This is a genomic window from Microbacterium commune (assembly GCF_014836945.1).
Classification (GTDB): domain Bacteria; phylum Actinomycetota; class Actinomycetes; order Actinomycetales; family Microbacteriaceae; genus Microbacterium; species Microbacterium commune.
In genome coordinates this window covers 1,692,269-1,708,074 of the sequence record NZ_JACSPX010000001.1, presented here as the reverse complement: position 1 = coordinate 1,708,074, position 15,806 = coordinate 1,692,269, and the positions used below count along the sequence as shown (strand labels likewise).

At 70.6% G+C, this 15,806-nt stretch carries 12 protein-coding genes and 1 pseudogene; 6 read left to right on the top strand and 7 right to left on the bottom strand.

Features of this window, described 5'->3' with window-relative positions; all coding sequences use genetic code 11:
* Nucleotides 1-112 precede the first annotated feature (112 nt).
* Nucleotides 113-1,216, bottom strand: a complete 1,104-nt coding sequence (locus H9633_RS07825) for a HesA/MoeB/ThiF family protein (protein ID WP_191712702.1) — start codon at nt 1,214-1,216, stop codon at nt 113-115.
* Nucleotides 1,217-1,360: 144 nt separating this feature from the next.
* On the opposite strand from H9633_RS07825, the gene H9633_RS07820 reads away from it, so the two are divergent.
* The 4 genes and pseudogenes from H9633_RS07820 to H9633_RS13295 all read left to right on the top strand — a co-directional run.
* Nucleotides 1,361-1,762, top strand: a complete 402-nt coding sequence (locus H9633_RS07820; protein WP_071641719.1) for a TOBE domain-containing protein — start codon at nt 1,361-1,363, stop codon at nt 1,760-1,762.
* Nucleotides 1,759-2,556 (top strand): molybdate ABC transporter substrate-binding protein, encoded by a 798-nt coding sequence (gene modA / locus H9633_RS07815; RefSeq protein ID WP_318247232.1) that lies wholly within the window; start codon nt 1,759-1,761, stop codon nt 2,554-2,556. Before H9633_RS07820 ends, modA begins: the two co-directional genes overlap by 4 nt.
* 47 nt (nt 2,557-2,603) lie before the next feature.
* Nucleotides 2,604-3,407 carry an ABC transporter permease gene (locus H9633_RS07810; RefSeq protein ID WP_071641822.1) on the top strand — a complete coding sequence of 268 codons (804 nt, stop codon included), beginning with the start codon at nt 2,604-2,606 and terminating at the stop codon, nt 3,405-3,407.
* Nucleotides 3,408-3,493: 86 nt separating this feature from the next.
* Nucleotides 3,494-3,899, top strand: a pseudogene (locus tag H9633_RS13295) (ATP-binding cassette domain-containing protein); the annotation flags it as partial.
* Nucleotides 3,900-4,311: 412 nt separating this feature from the next.
* Here the strand turns inward: H9633_RS13295 and narI are convergent.
* The 4 genes from narI to H9633_RS07785 are packed head-to-tail and all read right to left on the bottom strand — an operon-like array spanning nt 4,312 to nt 11,151.
* Nucleotides 4,312-5,070 (bottom strand): respiratory nitrate reductase subunit gamma, encoded by a 759-nt coding sequence (narI, locus tag H9633_RS07800; RefSeq protein ID WP_191712699.1) that lies wholly within the window; start codon nt 5,068-5,070, stop codon nt 4,312-4,314.
* A 2-nt stretch (nt 5,071-5,072) separates the two neighbouring features.
* Nucleotides 5,073-5,762, bottom strand: a complete 690-nt coding sequence (gene narJ / locus H9633_RS07795) for a nitrate reductase molybdenum cofactor assembly chaperone (protein ID WP_318247231.1) — start codon at nt 5,760-5,762, stop codon at nt 5,073-5,075.
* Complete coding sequence (gene narH / locus H9633_RS07790) at nt 5,759-7,432, bottom strand: nitrate reductase subunit beta (RefSeq protein ID WP_191712698.1); 1,674 nt, start codon at nt 7,430-7,432, stop codon at nt 5,759-5,761. Before narH ends, narJ begins: the two co-directional genes overlap by 4 nt.
* Complete coding sequence (locus H9633_RS07785; RefSeq protein ID WP_191712697.1) at nt 7,429-11,151, bottom strand: nitrate reductase subunit alpha; 3,723 nt, start codon at nt 11,149-11,151, stop codon at nt 7,429-7,431. The genes narH and H9633_RS07785 overlap by 4 nt, the downstream gene beginning before the upstream one ends.
* 181 nt (nt 11,152-11,332) lie before the next feature.
* Here H9633_RS07785 and H9633_RS07780 point away from each other — a divergent pair, with 181 nt between their 5' ends.
* The gene (locus H9633_RS07780) at nt 11,333-12,559 is read left to right on the top strand and encodes an MFS transporter (RefSeq protein ID WP_191712696.1); all 1,227 of its coding nucleotides are present in this window, start codon (nt 11,333-11,335) and stop codon (nt 12,557-12,559) included.
* A gap of 70 nt (nt 12,560-12,629) precedes the next feature.
* On the opposite strand, the gene H9633_RS07775 is transcribed toward H9633_RS07780, so the two are convergent.
* Nucleotides 12,630-13,700 (bottom strand): cytochrome P450, encoded by a 1,071-nt coding sequence (locus tag H9633_RS07775; protein ID WP_191712695.1) that lies wholly within the window; start codon nt 13,698-13,700, stop codon nt 12,630-12,632.
* A gap of 171 nt (nt 13,701-13,871) precedes the next feature.
* Between H9633_RS07775 and radA the strand changes: the two genes are divergently transcribed.
* On the top strand, nt 13,872-15,239 hold the full coding sequence (radA, locus tag H9633_RS07770) for a DNA repair protein RadA (protein WP_191712694.1): 1,368 nt from the start codon (nt 13,872-13,874) through the stop codon (nt 15,237-15,239).
* A 6-nt stretch (nt 15,240-15,245) separates the two neighbouring features.
* Here radA and H9633_RS07765 read toward each other — a convergent pair whose 3' ends face one another.
* Entirely contained in the window at nt 15,246-15,656 is a 411-nt protein-coding gene (locus H9633_RS07765; RefSeq protein WP_071641737.1) for a dehydrogenase, read from the bottom strand.
* Nucleotides 15,657-15,806 lie beyond the last annotated feature (150 nt).

The following is a 15,806-nucleotide window of genomic DNA, read 5'->3' as shown; positions in this document are numbered from 1 at the left end:
TCCTCCCGTCGCCATCCCCACACCCCCACCCGCTGCCTCGCTCCGGTATGAGTTCGTGCCGTTCGCGGCGCGCAACGGCGGCACAAACTCATACCGGAGGGAGAAGCGGGGGTCATGGGGTGGGCTCCTGCGCGGTCCAGGCGTCCATGCCGCCGGAGAGCACCACGGCGTCGCGGCCGGCAGCACGCAGGGCTTCCGCCGCACGCCGCGCGCGCACCCCGGCCTGGCAGATCACGACGATCCGCTCGCCGTCGATCGCGCCGGGGTCGGCGAGCACCCGCGCGAGGGGCAGGTGGGTGGCATCGGGGATCATGCCGGTGGCGACCTCGGCATCTTCCCGCACGTCGAGCAGCAGCGCACCCGCCTGAGACTCGACGACGAGGTCGGCGACCGCGATGTGCGGAATCGTCCGCTTCGCCTCGGGCTCCGGCACCGCCCGAGCGCGAGCTCGAGTCGGACGCAGCGGCACCTCACCCATCTTGGCGCGCAGCGCGTCGATGACGAGCACTCTGCCCAGCAGCGGGTCGCCGATGCCGGCGATGAGCTTGATCGCCTCCATCGCGAGGATCGACCCGGCCTGCAGGCAGAGCGCTCCGAACACCCCGACCGCGGCGCACGTGGGCAGCTCGCCCACGCTGCCCTCCGGATACAGATCGCTCAGCACGACGGCGTCGACGCCCTCCGGCGGCGACGACCAGAAAACCGTGATCTGCGCGGCGAACTCCTGGATGACGCCCCACACCAGCGGGATGCCCAGCCGCTCGGCGGCGGCGGCGACCACCAGGCGCGTCTCGAACGTGTCGGTGCCGTCGATCACCAGGTCGGCTCCCGCCAGCAGGTCTGCCGCGTTGCCGGATGCCAGCCGCGCGCGCACCGGTCTGACGACGGTCTCGGGTGAGAGGTCGGCCGCGACGCGCACGGCACTGTCGACCTTCGGCCTGCCGACATCATCGAGCCGGTGCATCACCTGGCGCTGGAGGTTGGACAGCTCGACGTCGTCATCGTCGATGATCGTCAGGGTTCCGATCCCCGCTGCGGCGAGCGCGAGCACGACGGGCGCACCGAGTCCCCCAGCCCCGACGACCGCGACGTGGGCGGCGTGCAGGCGGCGCTGCCCGATCTCACCCAGCCCGGCGAGAACATGGTGGCGCGCGGTGCGCACGCGCTCGGCGTCGCTCAGGGCCTCGACGGGCTCGACGAGGGGCGGCAGGGGCATACTCCGAGCGTACGGTCCTCGTCGGCGGCGGGCCAGCACCGCTCGCCGGGGAAAGCCCGCACCCCGGGACCGAGGTTCCGCAGATGCGGCGTTTTTCTCGCCCAACGCACCCGGATGCGGGAGCACCGTGGCTAGAGTCGGCTCATGACCTCATATCGCATCGCCGACGCGGCCCGTCTGCTCGGCGTGAGCGACGACACGGTGCGGCGCTGGATCGACCACGGGGCGCTGCCGGTGACCGGCGACTCCCCCGCCCGCATCCCCGGGGCCGCTCTCGCCGAGCACGCTCAGCGCCTGGCCGACGCGCCCGCAGACGACTCCGACCCGTTCTCCAGCGCGCGCAATCGCTTCACGGGGCTGGTCACCCGGGTGCAGATCGACGGCGTGATGGCCCAGGTCGACATCCAGGCCGGTCCGCATCGCGTGGTCTCGCTGCTGTCGGCCGAGGCCGCCCGGCAGCTCGATCTGCAGCCCGGTTCGCTCGCGTCCGCCGTGATCAAGGCGACGAATGTGGTCATCGAGACGCCGAAGGAGATGCGGCGGTGAGGTCGCGGGTGGTCGGGATCGCCGCGCTGCTCGGCGTACTGCTGCTCACCGGATGCACGCCGGCGGCGCGCGGGGGTGACAGCCTCGACCCGAACGGCGAGGACTCCGGACCGGGTATCGAGCAGACCGGTGCGACCGGGGAGGTGACGGTGTTCGCCGCCGCGTCGCTGCGCACCGCGTTCGACGAGATCGCGGAGTCGTTCGAGCAGCAGCACCCCGCCGTCACCGTGAACCCGATCGTCTACGACGGCTCGAGCACCCTGGTGACGCAGCTGATCGAGGGCGCGCAGGCCGACGTGCTCGCCACGGCCGATGAGCGCAGCATGCAGTCGCTCGTCGACAGCGGGCTGGCGGCCGGCCCGCAGCTGTTCGCCACGAACACGCTGGTCGTGGCCGTGCCGGCCGGAAATCCCGGCGACGTCGAGACCCTCGCGGACCTCGCCGACGTCGTGACCGTGCTCTGCGCCCCTCAGGTGCCCTGCGGCGCGGCGACCGCCACGCTGCTCGAGACCGCGGATGTGCGGGTCTCCGCGGCGAGTCTCGAGCAGAACGTCACTGCGGTGCTGCAGAAGGTCGCCACCGGAGAAGCGGATGCCGGAATCGTCTACGCCACCGATGTGGTGGGCGACGATGCGGTGCAGAGTTTCGCACCGGATGGCGCGGACCAGGTCGTCAACCGCTATCCGATCGTGACGCTGGAGGATGCGGGCGAGGCGGCCGCCCTCTTCACCGCCTTCGTGCGCGGACCCGAGGGGCAGCGGATCCTGCAGCGGCTCGGATTCGGGGCACCGTGACGGCGCTCCCCACCACCGATCGTCGCTCGACCACGCGCCGCGGCGGCATCCGCGACACCGGCACCGGCACGCCTTTCACGCTGATCGCCCCGGCGGTGCTGGGCGTTCTGCTGCTGATCCTGCCGCTGCTGGCGCTGGTGACCCGCGCGTCCTGGGCGACGCTGTGGCAGGACATCACCTCTCCGGTCGCCGTCGACGCGCTGCGCCTGTCGCTCCTCAGCGGTCTGGCCGCCACGGCGCTCTGCCTGGTGCTCGGTCTTCCGCTGGCGCTGCTGATGGCGCGTTCGGGTCCTCGGGTGTCCGCCCTGCTGCGCGCGCTCGTCGCGGTGCCGCTCGTGCTGCCGCCGATGGTCGGCGGCGTTGCGCTGCTGTTCCTGTTCGGCAGGACCAGTCCGATCGGCCGGATGCTGTCTGATGCCTTCGACGTGACCCTGCCGTTCACCCCGACGGCGGTCGTGCTGGCGCAGGCGTTCGTCGCCCTGCCGTTCCTCGTGCTCGCGGTCGAGGGCACCATCCGCAGCGTCGGCGGCCGATACGAGCGCACCGCGGCGACGCTGGGCGCGAGGCCGTGGCGGGTGCTGTGGCGGGTGACGCTGCCGCTCGCGGCGCCCGGCATCGTCGTGGGCGTGATCCTGTGCTTCGCTCGGGCGATCGGCGAGTTCGGGGCCACGGCGCTGTTCGCCGGCAACGCCCCCGGGGTGACCCAGACGATGCCGCTGGCGATCTACACGGCGTTCAACGGGGCGGGCACCGGGCGCGAGACGGCGGTGGCGCTGTCGATCCTGCTGCTGGCGACCGCGGTCGTGGTGCTGCTGCTCGTGCGCGCGTGGCGACCGGGAGCGCTGAAGTGACGGGCGCTCTCGACGCGCACGTGATCGTCGACCACGCCGAGCTCGACGTGCGCCTGTCGCTGAGTCCCGGCGACGTGCTCGCGGTGATGGGCCCCAGCGGTGCCGGCAAGACGACGCTGCTGGATGCCATCTCGGGTCTCACCCGTCTCGACGCCGGGCACGTCGACATCGACGGCGATCGGCTGGCGGATGCCACGCGACACATTCCCCCGTCGCGGCGCGCGATCGGCCTGCTCGGGCAGGACCCGCTGCTGTTTCCGCACATGACCGCCATCGGCAACATCGCGTTCGCCGCGCGGTCGGCAGGTTCGTCGCGCGCCGAGGCGGTCGCGGTCGCCGCCGAGTGGATGCCGCACATCGGGCTGCCCGGACACGGTGATCGCCGCCCGGATCAGCTCTCCGGCGGTCAGCGTCAGCGCGTCGCCCTCGCCCGCGCCCTCGCGGCGCGCCCGCGGCTGCTGTTGCTGGATGAGCCGTTCAGCTCGCTCGACGTGCTCGCCGCCGCGCAGCTGCGCGAGGTCGTGCACGACCAGCTGCACGGCACCACGACGATCGTCGTCTCGCACACGGTCGCCGACGCTCACGCCCTGGCGGATCACCTGCTCATCCTCGAGCACGGCCGCGTCACCCAAGAGGGCCCCCTCCACGAAGTGCTGGCCACCCCGGACACCCCCTTCACCCAGGCGGTAGCCGCCACCCGCTGACCCCTTCTCCCCCCCTTTCTCCTTTCTTCACTCCCCACCGCCGCCCCGGCTGCACACCGAGTAGGGCGTAGGGACGTTCCCGGAGTGAGCATCGGGGAGGGACCCGCGAAGCGGGAGGGGCACCCGTTCTGCGAACGAAGGGAACGTCCCGGAGCCCGGCCCCGTTTCCAGAAACCTCCAGAACGTCCCGACCAGGGACGTCAGGGACGCCGCAGCCGCGCCGGGTCCGGCGTCGACACCGGATCCCAACCCCGCTTCGGCGACTGCGACCCGCGGTGGTCGTCACGCGAGCGGTACACGATGTACGGCCGGAACAGGTAGCCGACCGGCGCCGAGAACACGTGCACGAGCCGGGTGAACGGCCACAGGGCGAACAGCAGGCAGGCCGTGATGACGTGCAGCTGGAACAGCAGCGGCACCTCGAGCATGAGCTCGGGCCGAGGGCGGAAGATCATCAGCTCGCGCATCCACGGCGAGATCGTCTCGCGGTAGTGGAACCCCGATCCGAACACCTGGTACACGAAGGTCGCGAGCGTGCCGAACGCCAGCGTGGCGCCGAGGAAGACGAACATCACCTTGTCCATCACGGTCGTCGCGAGGAACACGGCGGGCACGGTGCGGCGGCGGAAGACGAGGATGGCGAGACCGGCGAGGGTGAGCACGGCGGCGAACGAGCCGAGCACGGTCGCGCCGATATGGTAGATCTCCTCGCTGATCCCGATGGCGTACAGCCATTCGCGTGGGATGAGCAGGCCGACGACGTGGCCGGCGATGACCATGAGGATGCCGAGGTGGAACATCGGCGATCCCCAGCGCAGCATCCGGTTCTCGTAGCTCTGCGACGAGCGCGTCGTCCAGCCGAACTTGTCGTACCGGTAGCGCCAGATGTGTCCGAGGATGAACACGGCCGCGCACACGTACGGCAGCGCCACCCAGAGCAGGAACGGCATGGTGTTCATGATCACTCTCCGGTTCGGCGGAAGGCGGGCATCGGCAGGCTCATCCCGACCGTCTCGGTCGGCGGGCCCTCGTTGACGAGTGCGAGCACGCGCTCGCGGGTGCGCTGGTCGACCTTCGGCAGCGACAGCGTGACCGCGCGCACGACCTCGGCCCACGGGCTGTCCATCCCCTCGAGCGCGGCACGCAGCACCTCGATGCCCTCGCGGTGCGCGGCGAGCACGGCGTCGGCGACCTCCGACTGCGACCGCGCCGAGAACTCCAGCACCGCGGGCAGGTAGTCGGGCAGCTCGGCCGCGTCGAACTCCCACCCCGCGGCGCGGTACGCGTCGAGGAACGTGACGAGCGCCGTGCCGCGGCGGCGGGTGTCGCCGGTCGCGTAGTAGCTGAGGTACAGCGAGCACTTGCGCTTGAGGTCGAAGGTGTTCACGTAGCGCTGCTGCCAGTCGGACGCTCCGGCGTCCCGCGCCTGCTGCAGGAACTGCTGCAGCGGCTCGGCGATGACCGTCGGCAGTGCGGCGGTGTGCGCCTCGAAGACGTCGAGCCGCGCGAACCACTGCGCGTCGGGGTAGTCCAGCAGCAGAGACGCGAGCATGTGCACGGTCTGCCGCTGCGGGCCGGTGAGGGATGCCGGCGCCAGGGCATCCGGCAGCCGTCGGCGCGGGGTGACGCGAGGGGGAAGGACGGTGCTCACGGCGCTTCCTCGTCGTCGTAATGGCGCGGCTCGGCGCGCTCGGAGGGCGGGAACAGCCCGTTCGGACGACCGTTGCCGTCCCAGTTGAGCAGGTTGACCCGTCCGGGCGAGGACGGCCGATCGGCGGTCTGCCGGTCGGCCAGCGCGTGGAAGTTCTCCACCGCGACCGGCACCGACGTGCCGCTGGCCGCGCCGAACGGCCCGCCGGCGCCGCCCATGCCGGGCCCGCCGTCGTAGTCGAGCGAGCAGGCCATCTCCTCGAGCTCGTGCGCGCGCTCGGAGTGCGCGGTGGGGATGACGTAGCGCTCCTCGTACTTCGCGATCGCGAGCAGCCGGTACATCTCCTCGATCTCCGCGCCGGTCATGCCGACCGCGTTCGCGATCCGCTCGTCCCGCTCGTCGTCGATGCTCACACCGCGCATGTACGAGCGCATGGCGGCGAGCTTGCGCAGCGACGCGTCGACCGGCCCGATGTCGCCGGCGGTGAACAGCTCGGCGAGGTAGCCGATCGGGATGCGCAGCTTGTCGATCGCCGCGAACAGCGTTCGGGCATCCTCCCCGTCGTTGCCCGAGCCGGTGACCACGTCGACCACCGGCGAGAGCGGCGGGATGTACCAGACCATCGGCATGGTGCGGTACTCCGGATGCAGCGGCAGCGCCACCTCGTAGTCGTGGATGAGGCGCCAGACCGGGCTGCGCTGGGCCGCCTCGATCCAGTCCTCGGGGATGCCGTCGCGACGCGCCGCCTCGATCACGGCCGGGTCGTGCGGGTCGAGCAGCACCGAGCGCTGCGCGTCGAGCAGCTCGTGCTCGTCCTCCACCGCCGCAGCCTCCGCGACCCGGTCGGCGTCGTACAGCACGAGTCCCAGGTAGCGCAGCCGGCCCACGCAGGTCTCCGAGCACACGGTCGGCAGGCCGACCTCGATGCGCGGATAGCACATGGTGCACTTCTCGGCCTTGCCGGTCTTGTGGTTGAAGTAGACCTTCTTGTACGGGCATCCGCTCACGCACATCCGCCACCCGCGGCAGGCGTCCTGGTCGACGAGCACGATGCCGTCCTCGGCGCGCTTGTACATCGCGCCCGACGGGCAGGATGCCACGCACGACGGGTTCAGGCAGTGCTCGCAGATGCGCGGCAGGTAGAACATGAAGGCCTTCTCGAACTCGGCCTTCACCTCCTCGCTCATCTTCTGCAGGATCGGATCGTCCTGCATGGTCTCGATCGAGCCGCCCAGATCGTCGTCCCAGTTCGCCGACCACTCGACCTTCATGTCCTTGCCGGTGATCAGGCTCTTCGGGCGCGCGACGGGCGTGTGGGCGCCACTGGGCGCGTTCACGAGCATGTCGTAGTCATAGGTCCACGGCTCGTAGTAGTCGTCGATCTCGGGCAGCTTCGGGTTCGAGAAGATGCGCGCCAGCTTCGCCAGGCGCCCGCCCGAGCGCAGCCGCAGCCGGCCGCGCTTGTCGCGCACCCAGCCGCCGCCCCACTTCTGCTGGTCCTCGTAGCCGCGCGGATAGCCGACGCCCGGTCGCGTCTCGACGTTGTTGAACCAGACGTACTCCACGCCGGTCCGGTTGGTCCACGCCTGCTTGCATGTCACCGAGCACGTGTGACACCCGATGCACTTGTCGAGGTTCATCACCATCGACATCTGCGCCATCACCTTCATCGGTACTGCACCTCCTGGTTGCGGCGGCGGATCGTGGTGACCTCGTCGCGCTGGTTGCCGGTGGGTCCGAGGTAGTTGAACGCCCACGCCAGCTGCGCGTAGCCGCCGATCAGGTGGCTGGGCTTGAGCAGGATGCGGGTGAGGGAGTTGTGGATGCCGCCGCGCTGACCGCTCATCTCGCTCAGCGGCACATCGACCGTGCGGTCCTTCGCGTGATACATGTACACCGTGCCCTCGGGCATCCGGTGCGAGACGTTCGCCCGGGCGACGACGACGCCGTTGCGGTTGTACGACTCGATCCAGTCGTTGTCGCGCACTCCGATCTTCGCCGCGTCCTGCGGGCTCATCCAGATCGTGGGGCCGCCGCGCGAGAGCGAGAGCATGAACAGGTTGTCCTGGTACTCGGAGTGGATCGACCACTTCGAGTGCGGGGTCAGGTAGCGCACGTGCACCTCGGTGTGGGTGCTCTTGCCTGGCACGACATCGCCGAACAGCCGGTGCATGTCGAGCGGCGGCCGGTAGATCGGCAGCGCCTCGCCGAGCTCGTCCATCCAGTCGTGGTCGAGGTAGAAGTGCTGACGCCCGGTGAGGGTGTGCCACGGCTTGAGGTGCTCGACGTTGATCGCGAAGGCCGTGTACCGGCGGCCGCCGTGCTCCGATCCCGACCACTCCGGCGAGGTGATGACGCTGCGCGGCTGCACCGAGACGTCCTGGAAGCTGAGGTGCGTGCCCTCGTGCTCGTCGGCGAGGAACGTCATCTTCTGCCCGGTGTGCTTCTCGAGCTTCTCGAATCCCTGCACCGCGAGGCGTCCGTTGCTCGTTCCCGACATCGCCAGGATCATCTCGCAGGCCCGCTTGTCGCTGTCCAGGCGCACGCTGCCCGCGTACGGGCCGGTGGTGACGGTGCCGTTGAGTCGCTTGAGGCGCTCGATCTCGGGCTCGGCACGATAGGTGATGCCCTTGGTCGTGAGTCCGAGCTTCGCGGTCAGCGGGCCGAGCGACTTCCAGCGCTCGGCGAGGTTCGGATAGTCGCGCTCGACGACGGTCAGCTTCGGCATGGTGACCCCGGGAACGCGGGGCAGATCCTGCACGCGCCCGTGCGGAGTCGCCATCACGTCGGGGGTGTCGTGCTGCCGCGGCGGCGCGACCACGTTGCGGCGCACGCCGAGGTGCGTGCGCGCCATCTCACTGAACTTCTCGGCCAGGATGCGGAACGTGTCGAAGTCGGTCTTCGTCTGCCACGGCGGCGCGATGGCCGGGTTGAAGGCGTGGATGAAGGGGTGCATGTCGGTCGACGACAGGTCGTGCTTCTCGTACCAGGTCGCCGCGGGCAGCACGATGTCGCTGAACAGCGTGGTGCTCGTCATGCGGAAGTCGGCCGTCATGAGCAGGTCGAGCTTGCCCTCGGGCGCCGTGTCGCGCCAGGTCATCGACACGGGACGCGAGTCCTCCGGCGCCTCGTGCGCGCGCACCGACGCGTCGGTGCCCAGCAGGTGCTTCAGGAAGTACTCGTTGCCCTTGCCCGACGAGCCGAGCACGTTCGCTCGCCAGATGTTCATCACGCGCGGGAAGTTCTCGGGGGCGTCCGGGTCCTCCACCGCGAAGCGCAGCGAGCCCTCGTCCAGGCTGTCGACGATGTGCTGCGCCGCATCCTTGCCCGCGGCTTCGGCCTCGTCGGCGAGATCGAGCGGGTTGCGGTCGAAGGTCGGGTAGCTCGGCATCCATCCGCGCTGCACGGACTCGACCAGGCAGTCGGCGGTGGTGCGGCCCTCGAACCTGCCCAGACCCAGCGGGGAGGCCAGCTGGTCGGCCGGCAGCCCGTCGTAGCGCCACTGGTCGGTGGCGAGGTAGAAGAACGCCGTGCCGATCGTGTGCCGCGGCGGACGCCCCCAGTCGGCGGCGGCCGCGTACTGCTGGTAGCCGGTGATCGGGCGCACCTTCTCCTGCCCGACGTAGTGCGCCCATCCGCCGCCGTTCACGCCCTGGCATCCGGTCATCGTCGTCAGGGCGAGGAAGGTGCGGTAGATCGTGTCGGAGTGGAACCAGTGGTTGGTGCCCGCCCCCATCAGGATCATCGAGCGTCCGCCCGAGCGGTCGGCGTTGTCGGCGAACTCGCGCGCGATGCGGATCGCCTGCGGCGCGGGCACCGAGGTGTGCTCCTCCTGCCAGGCCGGGGTCCCGGGGCTCGAGGCGTCGTCGTACCCGGTGGCCCACTGCCCGGGCAGGCCGTCGCGGCCGACGCCGTACTGCGCGAGCATCAGGTCGAACACGGTGGTGACGGTCTTGCCTGCGATCGTGCGCACCGGCACGCCGCGGGTGACCGCACCCGAGCCGCCGGCGTGCTCCTGCCCGGGCTCGGGATCGAGGTCGAAGCGCGGCAGGCGCACCTCGGCCGCCTCGCCCGCCCAGTCGGCCAGATCGGCGACCGACAGCGGCGGCACGACGTCGCCGAGGTCGAGGTTCCAGCGGCCCTCGTCCTCGGGGGTGAAGCGATGCCCGAGCGAGCCGTTCGGCACGACGGCGCTGCCGTCGGCATCCATCAGCACCGGCTTGAAGTCCGCGCGCGGCTGTGCGGCGGCGGCGCCGTCGAGGTCGGACGCGGTGACGAACTTGCCGGGTACGAGACCGCCGTCGCGCTGTTCGAGTTCGACGAGGAACGGCGCGTCGGTGAAGCGGCGCATGTAGTCCTCGAAGCGTGCGGTGCGCTTCTCGACGAAGTGCTCGCGCAGGATCACGTGCCCCATCGACAGCGCGAGCGCGGCATCCGTCCCGGGGTGCGGGGCGACCCACTCGTCGGCGAACTTCGTGTTGTCGGTGTAGTCGGGCGAGACGGTGATCACCTTCTGACCGCGATAGCGCGCCTCGGCCATGAAGTGCGCGTCGGGAGTGCGGGTGACCGGCACATTCGAGCCCCACATGATCAGGTAGCCGGCGTTGAACCAGTCGGCCGACTCGGGCACGTCGGTCTGGTCGCCGAACACCTGCGGGCTCGCGACGGGGAGGTCGGCGTACCAGTCGTAGAACGACAGCATCGTGCCGCCGATGAGGTTCATGAACCGGGAGCCGGCGCCGTGCGACACCATCGACATCGCCGGAATGGGCGAGAAGCCGGCCACGCGGTCGGGGCCGTACACCTTCACCGTGTGCACGTGCGCCGCCGCGGCGATCTCCATCACCTCGTCCCACGTCGTGCGCACCAGGCCGCCCTTGCCGCGGACGCGCTTGTACGACCGGGCCTTCTCGGGGTCTTCGACGATCGACGCCCACGCGTCGACGGGATCGGGATGCTGCGCCTTCGCCTCACGGTAGAGGCGGGCGAGCGTGTCGCGGATGTACGGGTACCGCACCCGGGTCGGCGAGTAGGTGTACCAGCTGAACGCGGCACCACGCGGGCAGCCGCGGGGCTCGTACTCCGGCGAGTCCGGACCGACGCTCGGGTAGTCGGTCTGCTGCGCCTCCCAGGTGATGATGCCGTCCTTGACGTACACCTTCCACGAGCACGATCCGGTGCAGTTCACCCCGTGCGTGGAGCGCACCACCTTGTCGTGCGACCAGCGGTCCCGGTAGAACGAATCGCCCGATCTGCCGCCCTGCAGGAACACCGCGCGCAGGTCGTCGGAGGTCTCGCCCGGCCGCACGAAGCGGCCCATGTTGAGAAGCGCGTCGGCGAGCGGACCATCGGTCGCGGCGTCGCGGTGAGTACGGGTTCCGGGGGTCATCTCTGTTCCTTCCGGAGGACGGCTGGTACTCCAGCATCCTGTCCGGATGCCCGGCCCGTTACAAGGGTTCACCGTTTTTATTCATTTCCGACCGGCAACTTCCGCACCGCTTTTCTCCGGCCCGCAACGTAGCCAAGTCGCCCGAAGCGCGCTACCGTCGCCGGTATCGAAGGGATGCACGATGACTGCCGCCACCACTTCCCCCGCAGGCACCTCGACCGAGCTCCGGGGCGGCCTCGGCCAGGTGCTGCTCGCCACCCTCGCCTCGACCATCGCGTTCTGGGCATGGATGTCGATCTCACCGCTGCAGAAGACCTACGCCACCGAGATGGGACTGGATGAGGGGCAGATCTCCCTCATGCTGGCGACGCCCGTGCTCGTCGGCGCGCTGGGCCGCATCGTCGTCGGTGCGATGACCGACCGCTTCGGTGGGCGCAAGATGTTTACGATCGTGCTGCTGCTCTCGGCACCGGCCGTGCTGCTGGTCGCCCTGGCCGGCAGCATCCGCAGCTTCCCGCTGCTGATGCTCGCCGGTTTCTACCTCGGCGTGGCCGGCACGATCTTCGCCGCCGGGGTTCCGTTCTCGGGCGCCTGGTTCCCGCCCGAGAGGCGCGGCTTCGCCACCGGCGTGTTCGGCATGGGCATGATCGGCACCGCCGTGTCGGCGATGTTCACCCCGCGGCTCGCGCAGGACATCGGCTACCTGCCCACCCACCTGCTGATCGCGGGGGCGCTGGTGGTGATGGCGGTGCTGGTGTGGTTCTTCATGCGCGAATCCCCCCAGTGGCAGCCCAACCACGAGAAGCTCGTGCCGAAGGTGATCGGCGCGCTCAAGCTGGCGGTGACCTGGGAGATGGCGTTCCTGTACGGCATCGTGTTCGGCGGGTTCGTGGCATTCTCGACGTTCCTGCCCAAGTACCTCACGACGATCTACCCCGACGACGTCGACGCGCTCGGCGCGGGCATGCGCACCGCGCTCTTCGCCGCGGCGGCGGTGGTGGCGCGCCCGATCGGAGGTGTGCTCGCCGACCGGTTCGGACCGAAGGTGATCTCGCTCGTGTCTCTGGGCGGGATCGTGAGCCTCGCGTACATCGTCGGCCAGCAGCCGGCCGAGGGCATCGTCACCGGTGTCACGTTCATCCTGATGGCGGCGGCGATGGGCCTGGGGATGGGCGCCGTGTTCGCCTGGATCGGCCCATCGACCCCGAAGGAGAAGGTGGGAGCGGTGAGCGGTGTGGTCGCGGCCGCCGGAGGCCTCGGCGGATACTTCCCGCCGCTCGTGATGGGCGCGACCTACGACGCGTCGACCAACTCGTACCACCTGGGCCTGTGGCTGCTGGTGCTGGTCGGAGCGTTCGCGCTGGTCGTCGCCGGCATGCTGCGGGATGTGGGTCGCAAGGGCGCCTGAGCGCGGGTGACCGGCCCGGCGCGCGTGACCGGCCCGGCACGGGTGACCGGCCCAGCGCAGGGTGACCGGTTCAGCGCAGGATGACGGGAAGCGTCGCCCACCCCGCCAGCGGCGGCAGATGCCGGGTGGGCGTCCGATCGGGCGCGAAGTCGATGCCGTCGGTGCCCGCCAGCAGGGCGACGGTGATGGCGCGCAGCTCGGCGTACGAGAGGTCGCGACCGGGGCAGACGTGCGGACCGGCGCCGAAGACGAGGTTGTGCTCGGCGTGCGCCTCGGGGTCGAAGCCGGGCGAGAACACGTCAGCGTCGCGGTTCGCCGCCGTCCAATCCAGCAGCACGGGCGAGTCGGCGTCGAGCGTCACGCCCGACGGCGTCGTCACCGGGCAGGTGGTGACCCGCTTGTTCGCCACGAACGGGTCGTCGAGGCGCAGGCACTCGCCGAGGATCGCGTCGAGCTCGGCGGTGGCGTGCGGTGCCTGCTGAGCCAGGGTCCGCACGCGCTGCTGCCAGCGCGGACGCTCGGCCAGCCGGTGCACCACCACCCCCACGCAGCGAGCCAGGGAGCCGAGGTCGCCCGCCGTCCAGTTGCGCAGGATCGAGACGATCTCGTCGTCGGAGAGCGGCCGCCCGTGCACGCGCTCGGCGAGCAGTCGATGGGTGGCATCGTCGGCGGCGCCGCCGGGCGTCGTCGCCTCGCGATGCGCGGTGACCTGTCGGGTCACGATCTCGTCGAACCACGCGGCCACGGCGGCGTTGCGTGAGCTGTCGCCCGCGCGCGCGGCGGCGTAGTTCTCGGCCATCCACTCGCGCAGCTCGCTCTCGAGGGAGTCGGGCCAGCCCAGCCAGCGGCACTGCGCGCGCACCGCGAACACCTCGCCGAGGTCTGCGACCGCGTCGATCGGCTCGTTCCTCGGCAGCGCGGCGACGACCTCTCGGGCCGTCGTCTGCAGCATCTGCTCGAGGGAGGCGACGAGCTCGGGAGTCATCTGCCGCTCCACGACGTCGCGGAACGCGCGATGCTCGGCGCCGTCCATGCCGTTCGGCACGTGCAGGTGGTGGGAGGTGCGGCTCGAGAATCGCTCGGGATCCTGCGCAGCCGCGATCACATCGGCGTGCCTTGTCAGTCGGACGGGTTCGGTCATCGTGTCTCCTTCGGCCGCCTTCAGGCTAACGGCGGGGGCGGAGAGCGCGACCGTGAGAAACCGGGTTCGCGGTCGAGACGTCCAGGCCGGCGGGGTTGCCGGCGGCATCCGCGAGCGGCATCCCGCGGTCTCGGATGCCATCGTGTCGGATGCCGGGGATAGCCTTGCTGCATGGCCACCCGCAGACCCGCCCCTCCCGCTTTCGTGTGCTCGGAATGCGGCTGGACGACGGCGAAGTGGGTCGGCCGGTGCGGCGAGTGCCAGCAGTGGGGCACGGTGCAGGAGCAGGGAGCGAAGACGGGGCTGGTGCGGCAGACCGAGGCCGTCGCGCCGTCCGCGAGCCGCGCCGCGCGGCCGATCACGCAGATCACGACCGCCGACGCGCCACGGCGCAGCAGCGGGGTCGGCGAGTTCGACCGCGTGCTGGGCGGCGGCATCGTGCCCGGCGCGGCGATCCTGCTGAGCGGCGAGCCGGGTGTCGGCAAGTCCACGCTGCTGCTCGAGGTCGCGGCATCCACCGCCCGCACCGGCCGCCGCGTGCTCTACGCCAGCGCCGAGGAGTCACCGGCCCAGGTGCGGCTGCGCGCCGAGCGCACGAACGCGCTGCACGACGAGCTCTATCTCGCCAGCGAGACCGATCTCGCCACCATCCTCGGTCACATCGACGACGTGAAGCCGGATCTGGTGATCGTCGACTCGGTGCAGACCGTGGCATCCGGTCTCATCGACGGAGCCGCCGGTCAGCCGAGCCAGGTGCGCGAGGTCGCCGCGACGCTGATCAGGGTCGCGAAAGACCGCGGCCTGCCGGTGATCATCGTCGGGCACGTGACCAAAGACGGGCAGGTCGCCGGCCCCCGGGTGCTCGAGCACCTGGTCGACGTGGTGTGCCACTTCGAGGGCGATCGGCAGACGGCGCTGCGGTTCATCCGCGCCCTGAAGAACCGGTTCGGGCCGACGGACGAGGTGGGATGCTTCGAGATGACCGGTGCGGGCATCGCCGAGGTGCCGGATCCGAGCGGGCTGTTCCTCTCGCAGGGCGCGGCAGAGCCGGGCACGTGCGTGGCGATCGCGCTGGAGGGGCGGCGCGCTCTGCCGGTCGAGGTGCAGGCGCTGACGATCGAGTCCAACGCCCCGAACCCACGTCGCGTGGTGCACGGTCTCGACGCGTCGCGGGTGGCGATGGTGCTGGCGATCCTCGAGCGGCGTGCCGGCATCCCGACCTCGAAGCTCGACGTGTACGTGTCGACCGTGGGCGGGGTGCGCTTCACCGAGCCGGCAGCCGACCTGGCCATCGCCGTCGCGGTGGCGGGGTCGATCCGGCAGTGGTCGGTGCCGCGCACCGTCGCGGCGGTGGGCGAGCTGTCGCTGGCCGGCGAGATCCGCCCGGTGACGCAGGCACCCCAGCGGCGTGGGGAAGCCGCACGGCTCGGCTACCAGCAGGTCGTCGACGACCGATCGAAGACGCTGCGCTCGGCACTGACCGACATCCGCGCCCGCGCCACCGATCGGCGGCCGGAGGCGTCGATCCCGCCGTTCTGACGGGGGTCAGGCGTCGAGCGCCTTGAGCAGCTCCGCGGGGGGCGCCTGCATCGGGTGGGGGCCGGCGATGTCGAGGAACACCGTGGTGATGGTGTCGCGGTGCGTGTTCAGGAACGACCTCAGCCATGTCGGCGAGTAGATGCCGACCCCGGGTGGCAGGTTGGCGGGCTTGTGCTTGGCATCGCTGAACAGCAGCAGCGCGACGTCGCCGGTGTTCGCGTCGCGGTACGTCCACACCTCGCCGCTGTCGAGCGGATTGTCACGGGCCCCGGGCTTGATCAGCGGGACGACCGTGTTGCCGTTGCGGAGCGCGAGGGCGACGGCCGCCATGTCCTGCTTCTCGAGGGCCTGGGCCAGAGCCTCAGAGCGGAAGTCCTCGGGTGCGGGGCGCTTGCTGCCTGACTTCTTCTTCGCCATGACACCAGCCTAAGAGTGGGGCCCTCTCGAGTCCTCCATTGGGGACTGGGGAACTCGAGAGGGCCCTCCGGTTCTCGGTCGCGGCGATTGTCGAAGCGCTGGGGACGCTGGTCTCGACACCACTGGGGATGGCTTGCTGCGACAGAACTG

What these genes read in the sequence shown, in the direction of transcription:
- H9633_RS07825 (WP_191712702.1), bottom strand. Translation starts at nt 1,216, where the DNA reads ATGCCCCTGCCGCCCCTCGTCGAGCCCGTCGAGGCCCTGAGCGACGCC.
- H9633_RS07820 (WP_071641719.1), top strand. Translation starts at nt 1,361, where the DNA reads ATGACCTCATATCGCATCGCCGACGCGGCCCGTCTGCTCGGCGTGAGC.
- narI (WP_191712699.1), bottom strand. Translation starts at nt 5,070, where the DNA reads ATGAACACCATGCCGTTCCTGCTCTGGGTGGCGCTGCCGTACGTGTGC.
- narH (WP_191712698.1), bottom strand. Translation starts at nt 7,432, where the DNA reads ATGAAGGTGATGGCGCAGATGTCGATGGTGATGAACCTCGACAAGTGC.
- H9633_RS07785 (WP_191712697.1), bottom strand. Translation starts at nt 11,151, where the DNA reads ATGACCCCCGGAACCCGTACTCACCGCGACGCCGCGACCGATGGTCCG.
- H9633_RS07780 (WP_191712696.1), top strand. Translation starts at nt 11,333, where the DNA reads ATGACTGCCGCCACCACTTCCCCCGCAGGCACCTCGACCGAGCTCCGG.
- H9633_RS07775 (WP_191712695.1), bottom strand. Translation starts at nt 13,700, where the DNA reads ATGACCGAACCCGTCCGACTGACAAGGCACGCCGATGTGATCGCGGCT.
- radA (WP_191712694.1), top strand. Translation starts at nt 13,872, where the DNA reads ATGGCCACCCGCAGACCCGCCCCTCCCGCTTTCGTGTGCTCGGAATGC.
- H9633_RS07765 (WP_071641737.1), bottom strand. Translation starts at nt 15,656, where the DNA reads ATGGCGAAGAAGAAGTCAGGCAGCAAGCGCCCCGCACCCGAGGACTTC.